Genomic DNA, 16450 nt, shown 5'->3' on the forward strand with positions numbered 1-16450 from the left:
TCTAATAACTTCTACCTTCGCGGCACGGACACGTACGCGCCGCGAAGGAGATCCCCCATGCCCGAGACGACCCGCCTGCGCGACCGCGAGCGGACCGCCGAACGCCTGCTCGCCTCGTCCGCCAAGCTCTCCTTCGACCCGCTCAAGGACGTCGACTGGGACTCCGCCCCCGAGCCCGGCCGCTACTACTGCCCGCCGCACCGCCTCTCGCTCTACGGCACCCCGCTGTGGGAGACGCTGGACGAGGAGCGGCGGATCGAGCTCAGCAAGCACGAGACCGCCTCGATCGCCAGCGTCGGCATCTGGTTCGAGGAGATCCTGATGCAGATGCTGCTGCGGCACGCCTTCGACCAGGACCCGACCTCCGCGCACGTGCAGTACGCGCTGACCGAGATCGGCGACGAGTGCCGGCACTCGGTGATGTTCGCCAAAATGATCAGCTGGATGGGCGTCCCCGCGTACGGCGCGCGCCCGGTGGCGCACAACCTCGGACGGCTCTTCAAGGCGATCTCCACGCACAGCCAGACCTTCGGCGGCACCATGTACGTCGAGGAGATCCTGGACGCCTTCCAGCGCGAACTGATGGCCGACGAGACGCTCCAGCCGCTCACCCGGCAGGTCTCGCGGATCCACGTCATCGAGGAGTCGCGGCACATCAGCTATGCGCGCGAGGAACTGGTGCGGCGCCGGCTCGGGCCGGTCCGGCGCCGCTACGAGCAGCTGTTCATCGGACTGATCGTCTACTTCGCCACCGTCAGCCTGATCCACCCGCGCCTGTACCGCGCCGTGGGCATCGCTCCCGAGGTCGGCAGCGCCGCCGCGAAGGCCAACCCGCACTGGCGGGCCACCAAGGTGGAGATGGCCGCCAAGGTGATCGGTGTCCTCGACCGGGCCGGGCTGGTCGGCCGCACCAACCGCTGGCTGCTGCGGGCCGCCGGCGTCATCCACTGACGGGCGGCCCGCAGGCCGTCACTGGCCCAGCTGGAGCACCAGGCCGGGCTTGAGCAGGTCCGGGTTCTCGCCCACGACCAGCTTGTTGGCCTCGTAGAGCCCCTTCCAACCGCCCTGCAGGCCGTTGTTGCGGGCGATGGACGCCAGCGTGTCGCCCGCCTGCACCGTGTACGCCTTCGGGGTGGCGGCCGGCGGGGCCGACTCGGTGGCAGGAGAGCTCGGCTGCGCGGTGGGCGCGGCCGGAGCGGTGGCGTCGGCGCCCGGGACCGTCGGGGTGGTCGGACCGGTCGCCGGCGCCGTCGGGTCGACCGGCGGCGCCACCGGCAGCGTCGGGTCGCCGGTGACCGGCGCGGTCGGGTCGACGGTGACCGGCGGGACGGTCGGGTCGGTCGGGGTCCCGGTCGGGTCGGTCGGCAGGGTCGGCGTCGTGGTGACCGGCGCGGTGGGAAGCGTCGGGTCGACCGGGACCACCGGAGCCACCGGGGCGACCGGCGCGGTGGTGGCGGGCGCCGTGGTGCCCTGCGCGTTCCGGGCGTCCTGTGCGGCCTTCGCCGCCTTCGCGGCGGCCGAGCTGACGTGGTGCTCGTACACCGAGTGGTGGCTGGTCCAGAACCAGCCGCCGTCCTGCTCGTACCAGTACACGCTGTACACCGGGTCCCAGCCCGGGAGGCCGGAGAAGACCGGGGTGGTGTGCGCGGCGGGCAGCGAGCCGTCCTGGGCCGCGTTCACCATGTCGACGCCGCGGCTGCCGCGCAGCGAGCCGGTCTCGTCCGCCGAGTCGTTGACGTCCACCACGCCGGTCACGCCGTCCCGGGACAGGCCGGCCTGCTGGGCGCAGGTGCCCCAGCCGCCCTCGCCCTCGGCGGCGAGCACCCGCTCGGCCACCGCGATCTGCTGGCTGCGGGTCGCCCGGTCCGCGCTCGGCGCGAACTCGGTGCCGCCGTACGCCGCCCAGGTGGAGTCCGTGAAACGCAGGCCGCCGTGGTAGCCGTCGCCGGAGTCCGCGCTCCAGTTGCCGCCGGTCTCGCAGCCCGCGACCTTGTCCCAGACCGGCGTCGGCGCGGCCTGCGCTCCGGTGGCGGCCAGCAGGGGCAGTGCCAGGCCCACGCCCGCGATACTCGCGACCGCAATGGCCTTCTCCGCCTGGGTGGGACGGCGGTGCCGACCCGGACCCGTGAAGAGCATGAGGACGTCCCTCTCCGCACGCCTGCGAGGTGAGCTGTCGGGTTCGGACCGGGAGGTGGCCCGGCCGCCGGGAGGCGGCTTCACCCCGAGCCGTCGGGGACGGCGACTTACCTGGTTCCCCCACCCCTGCCCCAGGTGGTGTGTTGGGCATCCCGGGAGCGCGGCGGACAGGGCTCGGCGTTTCCGCGCACGGGGCCCGCGTGTGCGGGCTGCACGGAGACTATTCAACCCGGGCAGCCAATCACAAGCTCATACCGCCAGGATCACAGCCCCGTCACGGGCCGTCCACCTTCGTCGCCCACAAACCACAGCCACCCCACAAGCCCCGTCCGCACACCGCCGCCCCGCGCGGCCGTTCGAAACTCGCTTGCGCGAAGGTCGAACCGCGGTACGGTCCGGCCGCTGACGCCCGGTCGGCGGCCGGACGGATGTGTCGGTCCGGTCAGCGCTTGGTGATGGCGACGTGACGGATGTTCACCGGCAGGTTCGGGAAGCCGTCGCCCGGGTTGTTCTGGTCGTCCTCGCCGGCCGCCGCGATCCGCTGCAGGACGTCGAGCCCGGCCGTCACCCGACCGAACGGCGTGTAGGCGGGCGAGAGCTTGGTGTCCTTCCAGACGAAGAAGAACTGGCTGCCGTTGGTGTTCGGGCCGGCGTTGGCCATCGCCACCGTCCCGGCCGGGTAGGTGGCGCCCTCCAGGTTCTCGTCCGGGAAGGAGTAGCCGGGACCGCCACTGCCGGTGCCGGTCGGGTCGCCGCACTGCAGCACGAAGATGCGCTGGGTGGTGAGCCGGTGGCAGTGGCTGCGGTCGAAGTAGTCGCGCTCGGCCAGGAACCGGAACGAGAACGTGGTGCACGGCGCCTTGTCGGTCAGCGCCTTGAACGTGATCGCGCCCTGGGTGGTGCGCAGCGTCGCGCTGTACGGCTTCGCCGCCTGCTTCGCGTCGAACACCGGGATGCCCTTGAAGTTGTCGGCCGGGACCGCCGGGGTGTAGCTGCAGGCGGCGGACGCGGCGGCGGCCGAGCCGGACGGCTGGGCGGCGGCGACGGTGCCGGAGAGGGCCAGCGGCAGGGTGGCGACGGCGGCGAGCAGGGCCATGGACTTGCGGTTCACGGGGCGGCCTTCCGGATGGAGTTGGCGTGGACCCGTCATTCATGCCCCGTCCGGCCGGCCGCCAAGCGTGCCGGATTCACGCCCGGCGCAGGCGCACCAGTGTGTCGACCGCCTCGCCCGCCGTCCCGTCCGGCCGGGTCGCCGGGCGGCGGACCCGCTCCGCCCGAACGGCCGTCAGGCCGGTGTCGGCGAGGGTGGCGAGGACCTCCGGCAGGCGGTACAGCACCGCCGGGTCCTGCGGCCCGCCGACGCCCTCGGCCAGGTTGGTCGAGTCGTGGCCCACCACCAGCAGCGTGCCGCCCGGCGCCACCGCCCCGGCCGCACGCACCAGCACCGACCCCAACTGCTCGCCGGGGAGCTGCAGGTAGGCGATCAGCACCAGGTCGTACCCGGCTGCCTCCGGCTCGTACGCCAGCACGTCCGCCTCGACCAGTTCGACCCGGGCGGCGTTGTCCGCGGGCAGCGCGGCGGCGAGCGTGCGGGCCCGGCCCAGCGCGACGGGGGAGAAGTCCACCGCGGTCACCCGCCAGCCCCGGGCGGCCAGCCACAGGCTGTTGCGGCCCTCACCGGCCGCCAGGTCGAGCGCCCGCCCCGGCGTCAGGTCGGCGGTCTCCGCGGCGACCCAGCGGTTGGGCTCGGTGCCCCACACCAGCTCCGAGCTTCGGTAGCGGGTGTCCCAGGCGCTGCTGTCCAAGGCGTGCCTCCGGTGCGGTGCTCGTCGGGAGACCGAGACTATCCGGCGGGCGAGCCGGCGGCGTGGAACCGGCGGCCCCAGCCGGGCCCCGTCGCCGAGCACCGGCAGCGGGCCGCCGACGCGGGTAGGGGCGCGGCGCGCGGGTTCCGTGCGTCGGTGCAGGAGCCGGAGGGCCCGATGAGCGGTCGGGGCGCGGAGGCTAGGAGCCGCGGGGGGCGGCCTCGGCGCAGTGCCGATGCCCGGGGCCGAGCGCGCGCAGCAGGTCGAGGGCCTCGGTGCCGCCGGGCGGCGGCGTGAAGACACGCAGGCGCTGGTCGGCCGCCGGCGTCGCCAGTACCTCGCAGTCGAAGACGATCCGGCCCAGCTCGGGATGGACCAGCCGGTACGGGTGCGAGGTCCGCACCGCCACCTCGTGCCGCTCCCAGAGCGTCGCGAACTCTGCCCCGGCGGCCGAGTCCCGGAGCCGGGCGAGGAGGCCGCGGGACGCCTCGTCGGTGCCGCGCCGGACGACCGCGGCGCGCAGGTCGGCGACCAGTTGCCGGGCGTACTCCTCGTGCTCCTCGGGGGCCAGGCGCTCACGCACCACCGGGTCGGAGAACCAGCGCAGCACGAGGTTGCGGTCCGGGCGGGCCACCGAGCAGACGCAGCCGAACAGCGCCTGCGCCAGCTCGTTCTGCGCCAGCAGGTCGCCCAGATCGCTGAGGACCTGCACCGGGACGCCGTCCAGGCGGTCGAGCAGGTAGAGCAGGCTCGGCCGCAGGTACTCCCCGGCCCGGTCCGCCTCCGGCGGGCGGTGGCCGGCGAGCAGGTACAGGTGGTCGCGCTCGTCGACGCTCAGCCGCAGGGCCCGGGTCAGCGCGGCCAGCATCTGGTCCGAGGGCTGCGGACTCCTGGCCTGCTCCAGGCGCACGTAGTAGTCGGCGGACATTCCGGCGAGCACGGCCACTTCCTCGCGGCGCAGCCCGGGCGTGCGCCGCCGCGGCCCCTCGGGCAGCCCGACGTCCAGCGGGCCCAGCCGGGTCCGGGACCGGCGCAGGAAGTCGGCGAGCTGATCGCGGTCCATCCCCATGCCGGTAGTGATACCACCGCACGCCCGGTCCGGCGCCACCCGTTTCCCTGGGACCGGCAGTCCCAGGAAGAACGCTCCGCTCCCCACCCGACGGCGGCCGACGCACAGTGGTGACGTCCCGTCAGAGCGGCCCGAACGAACCGAACGGTGGTCACCCATGAAGGAATCCCTGCTGGCCGTGCCCGGCGCCCGGCTGCGCCACTTCGTCCGCGGCTCGGGCCCCGTCCTGGTGCTCGTCGCCGGCGGCCACGGCGACGCCACCGCGACCGAGGCCCTCGCCGACCGCCTCGCCGATCGGTACACCGTCCTCACCTACGACCGCCGCGGCCTGTCCCGAAGCACCGCCGACCGGCCCGGGGCGAGCCCCGCCACGCACGCCGACGACCTCTCCCGGCTGCTCGCCGCCCACACCGCCGAGCCCGCCCACGTCTACGGGAGCAGCCTCGGCGCGCTGATCGGGCTGGAGCTCACCGTCCGGCACCCCGGGCAGGTCCGTACCCTCGTCGCCCACGAGCCGCCCGCCACCCAGGTACTGCCGGAACCCGAGCGGGCCGCCGCCCTCCGGGACCTGCGCTCCGCCGAGGAGGCCTTCGCGGCCGACGGGACCGCCCCGGCGCTGCGCAGGTTCGCGGAGCTCGTCGGCATCGACCCGAGCGACCGTGAACCCGAGGTCGAGCTCCGCGCCCCGGGCCCGCAGCAGCGGGCGAACGCAGCCTTCCTCCTCACCCACGACACCCCGGCCACCCGCGCCCACCGGCTCGACCTCGCCGCGCTCGCCGCGTCCCCCGCCCGGATCGTCCCGGCCGCCGGCGAGGACTCCGCCCGCTACTGGCCGCACCGCTGCGCCGTGCTGCTCGCCGAGCGGCTGGGGACCGCCTGCGAGCCGTTCCCCGGCGGGCACAACGCCTACGTCTACCGCCCGCGGGCGACCGCGGAGCGGCTCCACTGCGTGCTCAGCACTCCGGCGGAGCCGTAATCAAGGGGCAGGTGAAGGGCCGGCCGGGTAGCGTGCTCGCCCGGTAGTGGACAGACCATCAGGGGGAGTGTTGACGGAGCCGTCGCCGGACCTGACGGACCGGCTGGTCCGTGCGGTGATCGCCAAGGACGCGGAAGCGGTGCGGGCCTGCCTGGAACAGGGCGCCGCACCCGACACCCCGGGCCCCGACGGGCTGCCCCTGCTCTGCACCGCCGTGGCCGGCCTCGACCACCGCACCGCGGAGGTCCTGATCGACGCCGGCGCCGACCAGGACCGGGAACTCCCCGACGGCAGCACCCCGCTGCTGCGGGCGGTCGACACCGGCTCGCCCACCCTGGTCGGCACCGTCCTCGGGAACGAGCCGCGGCTGCGCCTCCCCGAAGCCGCCCGACAGCGCCTGCTCGACCGGGCCCGGCACTGGCACGAGACCGGCGCGGTCGAGGAACTGCGACGCCGGACCGGGGCCACCGGGCCCGCCGTCAGGCGCCGGATCGACGAACCCGACGGCGACACGCTCGACGAGCTGTCCCTCGGCGGGCTCACCGTGCGGGCCGGGCACGGGGCGGTCCTCACCGCGCTGGAGTGGCGGTTCGTCCTGTTCCCGCCCGTCGAGGTGGTGATGGCGCGCGCCGTCCCGGACGCGGAGGTGGGCGACAGCAACTGGTTCGCCGCTTCCTACTTCCTCGGCCAACGACAGGGTCCACGCATCTGGTCCGAGCTGACCGCCCTGCGGGACCGTCCCGATCCCGTCCACCGGCGCTTCCTGGCGGCGGTCCTGGCCATGCGGAGCCTCTTCGTGCCGCTGGAGCGCATGCCGGAGATGGCCCGTGACACCGACTTCCTGGCGGACTGGGCGCTGGACGAGCCCGACGGGCGCGTGCTCGCCGCCGTCCTGGAGGTCTACAACGGCCACGACCACCCGGATCGGGAAGCCATCGGCCTCCAGTACGCCACTCACCCGGAGCCCGACGTACGGGCCGAGGTGGCGTTCTGCCTGAGCGAGGAACGCACCGCACGGAGCGAGGCGGCCACGACGGCATTGCTGGGCCTGGTCCGCGACCCCGATCCCGGCGTGCGGGCCTCTGTGGCGCAGGTGTTCGCCCCACGCTTCGCGGCCGACGGACGACTCGATCCGGCGACCAGGGACGCCCTGATCCTGCTGCTCCGCGACGAAGCCCCGGGAGTGCGCAGACGCGCCGCCGCGTCCCTCGCCTCCTCGGAGGACCGGACCGCCCCCACCCTGGACGCCTTCCTCTCCCTCCTCGACGAGGACGACCCGGACCTGAGGCTGGAGGCGGCCTACGCGCTCGCCCGCCGCGACGACCCCCGGGCCGAGCAGGCGGCCGAGCGGGTCGGACCGCTCGACGCCTTCTGGGAGCACGACCACCGGCTGTTCGCTGTCTGGAGGTATCGGTCCTGACGGCTACGGGAGGCCGTGCGCCGGGGCGGGCAGGGCCAGGCCCGCCTCGATGGCCATCGCCGTGAACGCGACGGTGTCCGCGCCGCGCCTGGCCGTGTCCTCGCCGTAGGAGGAGGGGGAGCCCTCGCGGAGGGCGAGGGCCTCGGTGATGATCGGGTGCCAGTAGGGCTCGAAGGCGGTCAGGGCGTAGCGGCCGGCGCCGGACTTGGTGGTGAGGGTGCCGGTGGCGAGCAGGTGGTGCAGGCGGCTGACGCCGAGCACGCACCACTCGGCGGCGAACGGCCCGGCGGCGGCCTGCGGGTTCGCGGCGATGGCGGCGGCGGTGCCGGACCAGTACTCGCTGAGGTTGCGGTGGCTGTAGGCGCGCAGCGCCGCGTCGTCCGTCCACACGTCGGCGTCGGTGAGCCGCGAGCCGCGCACCGGGACGCTGTGGCGGGCGAGTTCGTGCCAGGTGACCGGGTTGACGCCGAACCGGCCCGCCTCGCGGTACTCGCCGTTCTGGGTGCACGGAAGGTCGGGGCATTCGTCCGGCGACCGCGCGAGGTCGGCGCGGACGGCGTGCAGGCCGTCGAAGTGCGGGCGGGGGTGCTCCGCGCGGACGGTGGCGTGGGCGGCGGCGAGGGCGTCCAGCGCGGCCCGTCCGGGGCGCTCGGCGAGGACGGCGACGAAGTCGACGTCGCTGTGCCCGGCGACGTACTCGCCGAAGCCCAGCGAGCCGCACAGGTACAGGCCCTCGACCAGGCCCGGCGCGGACCGGTCGACGGCGGAGAGGAAGGTCGTGACGGTCTGCGTGACTTCGGCGGGAAGTGACATCCCGTCACGGTACCGGGAGGCCGCACACGGCGTCGGCCTCCCGGCATCGCGTGGCGGGCTCAGACCAGGTCGACGCCCGGGTAGAGCGGGAACGGCGCGAGCAGCTCCGACGCGCGCTTGGCGACCGCGTCGCGGACCGCGTCGTCGAGGCGGTACTGGGCCTTGGACGGGCTGCCGCCCTTGCCCTCGGCGGGCGCGGTGTTGCGCAGCACGGTGTCGATCAGGTCGGCGATCTCGTCCATCTCGGCGAGGCCGAGGCCGCGGGTGGTGAGCGCCGGGGTGCCGATCCGCACGCCGGAGGTGTACCAGGCGCCGTTCGGGTCCTGCGGGACGGAGTTGCGGTTGGTGACCACGCCGGAGTCCAGCAGGGCCGCCTCGGCCTGGCGGCCGGTCAGGCCGTAGCCGGTGACGTCGGCGAGCACCAGGTGGTTGTCGGTACCGCCGGTGACCAGCTTGCCGCCGCGCCGCAGCAGGCCCTCGGCGAGCGCCTGCGCGTTGTCGACGACCTGCTGCGCGTACTGCCGGAACTCGGGGCGGCGGGCCTCGGCGAAGGCGACGGCCTTGGCGGCCATCACGTGCGACAGCGGGCCGCCGAGGACCAGCGGGCAGCCCCGGTCGACGTGCTCGGCGAGCTCGGAGTCGCACAGCACCATGCCGCCGCGCGGGCCGCGCAGCGACTTGTGCGTGGTGGTGGTGACGATCTGGGCGTGCGCCACCGGGTCGAAGTCGCCGGTCAGCACCTTGCCCGCGACCAGGCCCGCGAAGTGCGCCATGTCGACCATCAGGGTGGCGCCGACCTCGTCGGCGATCTCGCGCATCAGACGGAAGTTGACCAGCCGCGGGTACGCCGAGTAGCCGGCGACCAGGATCAGCGGCTTGAACTCGCGGGCGGCGGCGCGCACCGCGTCGTAGTCGACCAGGCCGGTCACCGGGTCGGTGCCGTAGCTGCGCTGGTCGAACATCTTGCCGGAGATGTTCGGCCGGAAGCCGTGGGTGAGGTGGCCGCCGGTGTCCAGCGACATGCCGAGCATCCGCTGGTTGCCCAGCTCGCGGCGCAGCTCGGCCCAGTCCTGCTCGGTCAGGTCGTTGACGTTGCGCACCCCGGCGCGCTGCAGCGCCGGGCTCTCGACGCGCTGCGAGAGCACCGCCCAGAAGGCGGTGAGGTTGGCGTCGATGCCCGAGTGCGGCTGCACGTACGCGTGCTCGGCGCCGAACAGCTCGCGGGCGTGCTCGGCGGCCAGCGCCTCGACGGTGTCGACGTTGCGGCAGCCCGCGTAGAAGCGGCGGCCGACGGTGCCCTCGGCGTACTTGTCGCTCAGCCAGTTGCCCATGGCGAGCAGCACCGCGGGGGAGGCGTAGTTCTCGCTGGCGATCAGCTTCAGCGACTCGCGCTGGTCGGCGAGTTCACCGCCGATCGCGTCGGCGACCCGCGGCTCCACGGCGCGGATCACGTCGAGCGCGGAGCGGAACGCGGTGTCGGCGGCGGCGTTCGCGGCGGTGTGCGGGGGAAGCGCGGACTGGGCCAAGGCGGTCTCCTCATGACGATCCATGACGGTACGGACGGCCCAGGCGCACGGCGACAGCGCGGCACGATGCCGCGGAGCCGCTCCCCGATGGTCGAATCCATCCCTTGCGCGCCAGTCACGGCTCGCCGCGATCGTAGCAACCCCCGTCGGCGTGCGGGCAAAGGGGTGGCGGCGGACCGGCCACCGGCTGCATGATCACGCCATGACCTGGACCGCACCCGAGATCACCCGCCCCGACGGCTCGCTCTCCGCCCCCGAGGGCGAGATGCTCCCCGGCTACCTGGCCTTCCACCGCGCCACCCTGCTGCACAAGTGCGCGGGCCTGACCGGCGAACAGCTCGCCGTCGCCCCGCTGCCGGACTCCAACCTCACCCTGCTCGGCCTGGTGCGCCACATGGCCAAGGTCGAGCGCACCTGGTTCCGGATCCGGTTCTCCGCCCTGCCCGTGGAGCCGCTGCACTTCGTCGAGGGCCGCAAGGACGCCGACTTCGAGCTCCTCGACCCGGCCCGCGCCGAGGAGGACTACGACCGCCTGGTCGAGGAGGTCCGCCTCGCCGACGAGGCCGTCGCCGGGGTGTCGATGGACACCACCTTCGACCTTGACGGCGAGGCCATGTCGCTGCGCATGATCCACCTGCACATGATCGGCGAGTACGCCCGCCACAACGGCCACGCCGACCTGGTCCGCCAACACCTCGACGGCACCACCGGCGCCTGACCGCCCGGCGGCGGGTCAGCCGTAGGACAGGAGCTCGCCGAGGGGCATGCCCTCGGCGACGAGCCGGGCCCAGTACGCGTTCGTGGGGGCGGCCAGGAGCGCCCGGGCCAGCGCGTCGTCGTCGAGTTCGGACCGGTCGACGACCTGGCGGGCCAGGCGGTGCATCAGCGCGACATGGGCGCCCCTGAGCTGCTCCGCGACCGCCTCCGGGCCGCCCTCGGCGTACCGCCGGCGCAGTGCCGCCAGCCAGCCCTCCCGCCACCAGTCGGTCCGGTCCTGCTCGGGGACCTCCGCGAAGGTCGGGGCGAGGGCCGCTGCCAGTCGGCCGACCAGGGCGTTCCGGTCGGCGGGCAGGTGCGGGTACTCGCGGGGGAAGTACTCCCAGTCGTCGTCGATCAGGGCGCCGACACCGGAGAGCACCACCGCGTCGACCGGACGTTCCGCCCAGTGGGGCCCGCCGGCCGCGACCATGGCCTCGCGGAGCACCTCGTACCTCAGGTGCACGGACTCGGCGAGCAGGACCGCGTCGTACAGGTCCTTGCCCTGGGGGTAGTTGTCGGTGACGAGCCAGAGCACCTTCCAGGCGAGCGAGAGCTCGCGGGTGGCCGCGAGCAGGCGGGTGCCCGGGCCGTCGGCGGCGGGCAGCAGAACGGGCTCGGGGGCGACCGGCAGCGGCTCGTTGAAGACGAAGTCGAGTTGGATCGCCCCGCCCGGAAGGTCGCCCGCGTAGTGCCAGGGCAGCATCAGCCGGCGGCCCGGCACCCGGTCGTAGGTCCAGATGTCCTCGCTCACGGCGTCCGCCGCCCAGAAGAAGACAGGCCCGTCGCTCGCCGCCTCCGCCGCCGCAGCGATGCCGGTGAGCAGCTCGGCGGTGCGCGGCTCCTCGATCCTCCAGTCCTGGGGGACCACCACGAAGTCGAGGTCGCCGGGCTCACGGGCGGCGTCGCCGAACCAGGCGCGCAGCACCACGCTGCCGCGCAGGACGACCGACCCGGCCCAGGGGGAGCCCGCGATCGCGGCGAGCAGCAGGTCCATCGCCCGGCGGCGGGCGGCGTACCAGGCGGCGGAGAGCTCGGGGTCGGTGAAGCGCGGGTCGGCGGCGCGGTAGGCGTTGCGGTGCTGCTTCAGCGCCGGGTCGAAGATCGGCGCCTGGAACGCGTCCGGGTCGTCCACGGGGTGCAGGGTCAGCGGCAGCCCGAGGCCGCGGCGGGGCCCGGCGCCGGGCGGGAGCTTCTTCGGCACCGATCCGTCGCTGCGGAAGTCCCAGGGCTCGCTCATGGGGTCGGTTCCTCCTCGATCCAGCCGTCGTCGACGGCGAGGTTGCTGTCGTGGACCACGTACTCGCGCTCGACCGAGAGCGGGGGGAAGCCGGCCGCGGTGAGGGCCGCCGTCAGCCGCTCCAGGCGGGCGCCCGCCGTGTGCAGGCCGACGCCGTGGCAGCGCTGGGTGACGAACTGCTGCCGGCGCCCGTCGGACTCGACCCGGCGGGCGTTCCACGAGACGTGCGCGCGGTGGCCGGCGACGGCGCGGACCAGGGCCTCCCGGTCGCCGTCGAGCAGGACCTTCACGTGGTGCTCGAAGTAGTGCTCGGGCCCGAGGAGCCGGGCGTCCGGGTCGGTCGACGGCACGCCGTCCGCCCAGGGAGCGGCCTCGATCTTCACCCGCACCGGGGTGAACCCGGCGGCCCGCAGCTCGCCCGCCACCGCCTCGGCGGCGGCCCGCTGCTCGGTGAAGGTCCCCGCGGCGTTCCAGGAGAGCATCGGCTGGGAGGCCTGGCGCCCGCGCGCCAGCACGATGTGGGTGTACTTCAGCCCTCGCCGACGGGCCCAACCCGCCACGGAGTCGGCGTCGTCGGGGGTCAGGGTCAGGTGGGTCTCGAATTCGCCAGTGATCATGTCCGGTGCGGCCCGCGGCCGGCCGGGAGCCCGTCCCCGGCCGGCTGAGGGCGGGGTGAGGGTCAGACGGTGGGCAGGTGGCTGTCGTACGGCGTGGTGATGAGTTCCAGGCCGTGGCCGGCGGGGTCGAGGAAGTAGACGCCGCGGCCGCCGTGGTGGTGGTTGATCTCGCCGGGCAGCTTGCCGTGCGGGTCGGCCCAGTAGGTCAGGCCCTTGGCCCGGATGCGGGCGAAGGCGGCGTCGAAGACCTCGTCGGTGACGAGGAAGGCGTAGTGCTGCATGACGATGGACTCCGCCGGGATCGAGGCGAAGTCCAGGGTGACGCCGTTGGACGTGGCGACGGGGACGAACGGGCCCCAGGGGGTGCCGACCTCGAGCCCGAGGACGTGGGCGAGGAATTCGGCGGACTCCCGGCTGTCCCGGGCGTGGACGATGGTGTGGTTCAGTTCGACGGACACGGTGGGATGCCTCCAGAAGGCAATCTCACGGGCACCTCCATGCCTCACCCGGACGGTGACCGACACGCGATGCCGTACGACGGATCGTACGGCATCGCACCGTCGGGTCGACCGGGTGTCAGCAGGGGCCGTCGTCGGCCCACGGACCCCACTGGCCGCTGGAGGCCGGGTTCTCGTTCAGGGTCCACCACTTGGCGTGGTACTTCTTGTTGTTGTACGAGACCTTGTTGCCCGCGGTGTACGTGGTGGTGGCGCTCCACGCGGGGTCGGTGCAGTTGCCCGGCGGGTTGCTGGTCGGCGGGTTGCTGGTCGGGGGCTGGGTGGTGGGCGGCGTGGCGCCGGCGAACTTCACGGTGAACTTGGTGAAGTCCCAGTCGTTCTGGGCGACGCTGGAGCACGAGCCGGACAGGCCCGGGTCGACGGTGCCGGGGCACTGGCGGTCGCGGTTGACCGACCAGTAGGTGTAGCGGGCGAGCTTGTGCGCGGTGGCGAAGTCCAGCACGGTCTGGAAGTCGGCCTGCCGGAAGTACTCGGCGACGTCGGTGCGGCCGTTCATCAGCGAGACGCCCTCGTGGGCGTAGGCGTTGGCCTCGGTCCAGCCGAAGGTGGTCTGCAGGATCTGGTTGAACTTCACCAGGGCGTCGGTCTGGGCCGCCGCGCCGTTGAAGCCGCCGTCGAACGGCATGATGGAGTAGTTGTTCGGCGTGAAGCCCTGGGACTTGGCCTCGTTGAGCATCTGGGTGCCGAACCAGCCGGTGCCCGCGTTGGTGCCGGCGGTGGTGATCGAGATGTACAGGCCCGGGTTGTTCTGCTGGAGGATCCGGGCCGCGCCGATCTCGTTGTGGATGGCGGCGGTGTTCTCGTACTCGGGCTCCTCCAGGTCGAAGTCGATCGCCTTGAGGCCGTACTTGGTGATCACCTTCTGGTAGCCCGCGGCGGTCGCCTCGGGCGTGCCGCAGGTCTGGCCGAGTTTGGTGCCGCCGTAGCCGCCGACGGAGACCGAGACGTCGCCGCCCTTGTCGCGGATCTTCTGGATGACCGCGGGCATGGTGGTGTCGGTGTCGATCGAGGAGGTGCCGCCCCAGGCGGGGGCGCAGCTGTTGCCCTGGGCCAGGATGAAGGCCAGCTGGAAGGCCTTCTGGCCGGTGGCGTCCATGACGGCGGCCGCGTCCGGCGGGCTGTTGTCCTCGGGCATCAGGTACGGCGCGGAGGCGTACCAGTTGGAGCCGAGGGTGGCCGCGCCGGCCGGCTCGGCGGCGGTGAACGCGGCGACCGCGCCGGCGACCAGGCCGAGGGCGGAGAGCAGTCCGACCGCGCCGCGGCGCCGGCGGTGGCGCGCGGGACGGGCGGGAGCGGGGGACGGTGGGGGACCAGTGCGTTCCATCGCTACTCCTTGCGTGGGGGACGGTGCGGTACGATGAGTAACCGATCCACCACGGACCGCGGTCAGGGCTTGGCCGTCATGAGGCTCCGCGGGGCCGAGTGAGAAGCCTTCTCGCTTGCGAGGAGGAGGAGTCACGGGAGGCCTCTCCTGGAAGAGGCGACAACAGGCCCGGCCCGTGCGCAGGCATGGCGGGGGTGCGCACGAGCCGGGCCGCGATTGCGGCCGGTTGTGGTGGACTTGGTCGCTCACTGGTATAGACCTGCGGCGGGTCCGCGTCAACCTCCTTGGATCACACGGGAGTCGGTCAGCCCACGGCGGTGAGGCGGAAGGACTGGGCCGCGCCGCCGGTGCAGGACCACTGCTGCAGCCGGGCGCCGTCCGCGGTGGAGACGTCGGTGACGTCCAGGCACTTGCCGCTGGACCGGGAGACCAGGGTGTACGTGCCGCCGGCCTGGGCGACCGGCTTCCACTGCTGGTTGGTGCCCGAGGACCACTGCCAGGTCTGGATCTTGGCGCCGTCGGCGGCGGAGGCCCCGGTCACGTCGAGCACCTGGCCGCTGCCCGCGGCGTTGCGGTTGGTGATCCGGTACCAGCCGCTGTCGGTCGGGGTGAACTGCCACTGCTGGTTGGCGCCGGCGCCGCAGGCCCACTGCTGCACGGCGGTGCCGTTGGCGGTGCCCCACCCGGCGGCGTCCGCGCACTTGTTGGAGTTGAGGTTGGTCGCGGTGTACCAGGCGGTGGGGGAGATCGGCCCGGTGGACTGGGTGGGCGACGGGGACTGGGTGGGACCGGAGACCGGTGCGCCGGGCCAGGTGAAGGTGGCGACCGCGCCGGCCGGCAGGTCGTAGCTCAGCGAGCGGCCGCTGTCGCTGATCGAGAAGTGCTGCGAGGAGCCGGTGGCGTTGAGCACCACCGCGCCGCGCGATCCGTCGGGGTTGAGGAAGGCGACGTTCTGCAGCCCGCCGCTGCCCTGGCTGGTCGAACCGATGCGGTGTGCACCGGACTTGGTGAACTTGGCGATGTGCCCGAGCAGGTAGTACTCGGCGTTGCGGGTGTACGAGTTGCCGTTGATCTCCACCACGCCGTTGCAGTTGGTGGCGCAGTTGCCGTACTGCGGGCCGCCGTTGGCGTCCAGCGCCATGTTCCACAGCACCACGGTGCGGCCGCCGCTGCGCAGGTTGCGGATCACCAGGTTCTCGGTCTGCCACTTGAGGGTGTCGGCGAAGGTGCGCGACTTGTCCGCGGAGTCGGTGCCGGAGCACTCGGTGAAGTAGACGGCCTTCCCGGTGTCGTACACCTGCTGCTCGGCCTCCGGCTGGCCGCCGTAGCAGTGGAAGGCGGCGCCCTTCAGCCGGGCCACCGAGGAGGCCTGGGAGAGCACCGAGAGCGGGTAGTTGGCGTCGTCCCAGTTGTGGTCGTAGGCGTACACCTCGGTGCCGAGGCCGGCCGCGGTGAGCCTGCCGTCGAGCACCTTGATGAAGTCGGCCTGCTGGGCGGCGGTCATCCCGGTGGAGGGGTAGCCGGTCTCGAACTTGGGCTCGTTCTGGACGGTGAGGTCGCTGATCGGGGCGCCCGCGCTCTGGTACGCCTTGACGGCCTTGACCAGGTAGTCCGCGTAGTCGCCGTAGTTCTCCGGCTTGAGGGCGCCGCCGTTCAGGGAGCCGGAGGACTTCATCCAGGCGGGGGCGGACCACGGGGTGCCCATGATCCGGATCGCCGGGTTGACCGCGCGGGCCTGGGTGACGGCGGGCAGGATCTCGGCCTGGTCGCGGGCGATCGAGAAGGACCCGCGGGTGTCCTCGTAGGTGTAGAAGGGCAGCTTGGCGACGAAGTCGGAGGCGCCGAGCGGCTGGCGCAGGTAGTTCAGGCCGATGCCGTTCGGGCCGAAGAGGTCGTTCATCAGCGCCGAGCGGTTGGTGCTGTCCAGGCCCGCCACCAGGTGTGCGGCGGACTCGGTGAAGGAGGCGCCGAAGCCGACCAGCGGCTGGCGGACGTCGCCGGCGTTGACGGCGATGTCCAGCGACTGCGGGGTGCCCGAGGAGAACGCCGCGTCGGCGCCGCGGGTGAGCCGGCTGGACCCGTCGGCGGTGGTGATCCAGACCTGGGCAGTGGTGTCGGCGGCGTGCGCCGAGGAGAGGGTGGTCAGTCCGGTGGCGCCGAGCGCCAGGACGGTGCCGGCGGCGAACAGCCGGCCGAGCGAGGTGCGTTGCATGGTGCGGCTCCTGGGGTGGGGGAGGTGGGGGCCGTACG

General features: G+C 73.4%; 15 protein-coding genes and 2 riboswitches. Of the genes, 4 read left to right on the forward strand and 11 right to left on the reverse strand.

The annotated features are described in order from the left end of the window. Positions 1 to 57 precede the first annotated feature (57 nt). Positions 58 to 951, forward strand: coding sequence for a diiron oxygenase (locus ACGFX4_RS38285; RefSeq protein ID WP_393085213.1), 894 nt, complete (start codon positions 58 to 60; stop codon positions 949 to 951). 18 nt (positions 952 to 969) lie between these two features. Here ACGFX4_RS38285 and ACGFX4_RS38290 read toward each other — a convergent pair whose 3' ends face one another. From ACGFX4_RS38290 to ACGFX4_RS38305, 4 genes are all read right to left on the reverse strand, one after another. Continuing rightward, positions 970 to 2058 (reverse strand): transglycosylase family protein, encoded by a 1089-nt coding sequence (locus ACGFX4_RS38290; RefSeq protein ID WP_393085216.1) that lies wholly within the window; start codon positions 2056 to 2058, stop codon positions 970 to 972. An 83-nt stretch (positions 2059 to 2141) separates the two neighbouring features. Then, positions 2142 to 2287: riboswitch (cyclic di-AMP (ydaO/yuaA leader) on the reverse strand. 291 nt (positions 2288 to 2578) lie between these two features. Next, a complete protein-coding gene (locus ACGFX4_RS38295; RefSeq protein WP_393085219.1) occupies positions 2579 to 3247 on the reverse strand; it encodes a peptidylprolyl isomerase in 669 nt (222 codons plus the stop codon). A gap of 76 nt (positions 3248 to 3323) precedes the next feature. Beyond that, entirely contained in the window at positions 3324 to 3941 is a 618-nt protein-coding gene (locus ACGFX4_RS38300) for a class I SAM-dependent methyltransferase (protein ID WP_393085222.1), read from the reverse strand. Between the two features lie 199 nt (positions 3942 to 4140). After that, positions 4141 to 5004, reverse strand: coding sequence for a helix-turn-helix transcriptional regulator (locus ACGFX4_RS38305; protein ID WP_393085225.1), 864 nt, complete (start codon positions 5002 to 5004; stop codon positions 4141 to 4143). Between the two features lie 163 nt (positions 5005 to 5167). Here ACGFX4_RS38305 and ACGFX4_RS38310 point away from each other — a divergent pair, with 163 nt between their 5' ends. Both ACGFX4_RS38310 and ACGFX4_RS38315 read left to right on the forward strand, forming a co-directional pair. Next, complete coding sequence (locus ACGFX4_RS38310; protein WP_393085228.1) at positions 5168 to 5986, forward strand: alpha/beta fold hydrolase; 819 nt, start codon at positions 5168 to 5170, stop codon at positions 5984 to 5986. Between the two features lie 70 nt (positions 5987 to 6056). Further along, positions 6057 to 7406 carry a HEAT repeat domain-containing protein gene (locus ACGFX4_RS38315; protein WP_393085231.1) on the forward strand — a complete coding sequence of 450 codons (1350 nt, stop codon included), beginning with the start codon at positions 6057 to 6059 and terminating at the stop codon, positions 7404 to 7406. A 3-nt stretch (positions 7407 to 7409) separates the two neighbouring features. Here the strand turns inward: ACGFX4_RS38315 and ACGFX4_RS38320 are convergent, their stop codons facing one another. Both ACGFX4_RS38320 and ACGFX4_RS38325 read right to left on the reverse strand, forming a co-directional pair. Beyond that, the gene (locus tag ACGFX4_RS38320) at positions 7410 to 8219 is read right to left on the reverse strand and encodes a hypothetical protein (RefSeq protein WP_393085233.1); all 810 of its coding nucleotides are present in this window, start codon (positions 8217 to 8219) and stop codon (positions 7410 to 7412) included. 59 nt (positions 8220 to 8278) lie between these two features. Next, the gene (locus ACGFX4_RS38325; protein ID WP_393085236.1) at positions 8279 to 9745 is read right to left on the reverse strand and encodes a glycine hydroxymethyltransferase; all 1467 of its coding nucleotides are present in this window, start codon (positions 9743 to 9745) and stop codon (positions 8279 to 8281) included. 30 nt (positions 9746 to 9775) lie between these two features. Continuing rightward, a riboswitch (ZMP/ZTP riboswitch) is annotated at positions 9776 to 9874 on the reverse strand. Between the two features lie 73 nt (positions 9875 to 9947). Here ACGFX4_RS38325 and ACGFX4_RS38330 point away from each other — a divergent pair. Beyond that, on the forward strand, positions 9948 to 10463 hold the full coding sequence (locus ACGFX4_RS38330; protein ID WP_393085239.1) for a DinB family protein: 516 nt from the start codon (positions 9948 to 9950) through the stop codon (positions 10461 to 10463). A 15-nt stretch (positions 10464 to 10478) separates the two neighbouring features. Here the strand turns inward: ACGFX4_RS38330 and ACGFX4_RS38335 are convergent, their stop codons facing one another. The 5 genes from ACGFX4_RS38335 to ACGFX4_RS38355 all read right to left on the reverse strand — a co-directional run bounded on the left by ACGFX4_RS38335 (position 10479) and on the right by ACGFX4_RS38355 (position 16412). Beyond that, positions 10479 to 11741 (reverse strand): nucleotidyl transferase AbiEii/AbiGii toxin family protein, encoded by a 1263-nt coding sequence (locus ACGFX4_RS38335; protein WP_393085242.1) that lies wholly within the window; start codon positions 11739 to 11741, stop codon positions 10479 to 10481. Next, the gene (locus ACGFX4_RS38340; RefSeq protein WP_393085245.1) at positions 11738 to 12358 is read right to left on the reverse strand and encodes a hypothetical protein; all 621 of its coding nucleotides are present in this window, start codon (positions 12356 to 12358) and stop codon (positions 11738 to 11740) included. Before ACGFX4_RS38340 ends, ACGFX4_RS38335 begins: the two co-directional genes overlap by 4 nt. A gap of 62 nt (positions 12359 to 12420) precedes the next feature. Then, positions 12421 to 12816 (reverse strand): VOC family protein, encoded by a 396-nt coding sequence (locus ACGFX4_RS38345; RefSeq protein WP_393085248.1) that lies wholly within the window; start codon positions 12814 to 12816, stop codon positions 12421 to 12423. Positions 12817 to 12934: 118 nt separating this feature from the next. Beyond that, positions 12935 to 14200 (reverse strand): carbohydrate-binding protein, encoded by a 1266-nt coding sequence (locus ACGFX4_RS38350; RefSeq protein ID WP_393085251.1) that lies wholly within the window; start codon positions 14198 to 14200, stop codon positions 12935 to 12937. A 304-nt stretch (positions 14201 to 14504) separates the two neighbouring features. Then, positions 14505 to 16412, reverse strand: coding sequence for an RICIN domain-containing protein (locus tag ACGFX4_RS38355; protein ID WP_393085254.1), 1908 nt, complete (start codon positions 16410 to 16412; stop codon positions 14505 to 14507). Positions 16413 to 16450 lie beyond the last annotated feature (38 nt).

The organism is Kitasatospora sp. NPDC048365, from assembly GCF_043200835.1.
Taxonomy (GTDB): domain Bacteria; phylum Actinomycetota; class Actinomycetes; order Streptomycetales; family Streptomycetaceae; genus Kitasatospora; species Kitasatospora terrestris.

What these genes read in the sequence shown, in the direction of transcription:
- ACGFX4_RS38285 (WP_393085213.1), top strand. Translation starts at nt 58, where the DNA reads ATGCCCGAGACGACCCGCCTGCGCGACCGCGAGCGGACCGCCGAACGC.
- ACGFX4_RS38305 (WP_393085225.1), bottom strand. Translation starts at nt 5,004, where the DNA reads ATGGACCGCGATCAGCTCGCCGACTTCCTGCGCCGGTCCCGGACCCGG.
- ACGFX4_RS38310 (WP_393085228.1), top strand. Translation starts at nt 5,168, where the DNA reads ATGAAGGAATCCCTGCTGGCCGTGCCCGGCGCCCGGCTGCGCCACTTC.
- ACGFX4_RS38320 (WP_393085233.1), bottom strand. Translation starts at nt 8,219, where the DNA reads ATGTCACTTCCCGCCGAAGTCACGCAGACCGTCACGACCTTCCTCTCC.
- ACGFX4_RS38330 (WP_393085239.1), top strand. Translation starts at nt 9,948, where the DNA reads ATGACCTGGACCGCACCCGAGATCACCCGCCCCGACGGCTCGCTCTCC.
- ACGFX4_RS38335 (WP_393085242.1), bottom strand. Translation starts at nt 11,741, where the DNA reads ATGAGCGAGCCCTGGGACTTCCGCAGCGACGGATCGGTGCCGAAGAAG.
- ACGFX4_RS38340 (WP_393085245.1), bottom strand. Translation starts at nt 12,358, where the DNA reads ATGATCACTGGCGAATTCGAGACCCACCTGACCCTGACCCCCGACGAC.
- ACGFX4_RS38350 (WP_393085251.1), bottom strand. Translation starts at nt 14,200, where the DNA reads ATGGAACGCACTGGTCCCCCACCGTCCCCCGCTCCCGCCCGTCCCGCG.
- ACGFX4_RS38355 (WP_393085254.1), bottom strand. Translation starts at nt 16,412, where the DNA reads ATGCAACGCACCTCGCTCGGCCGGCTGTTCGCCGCCGGCACCGTCCTG.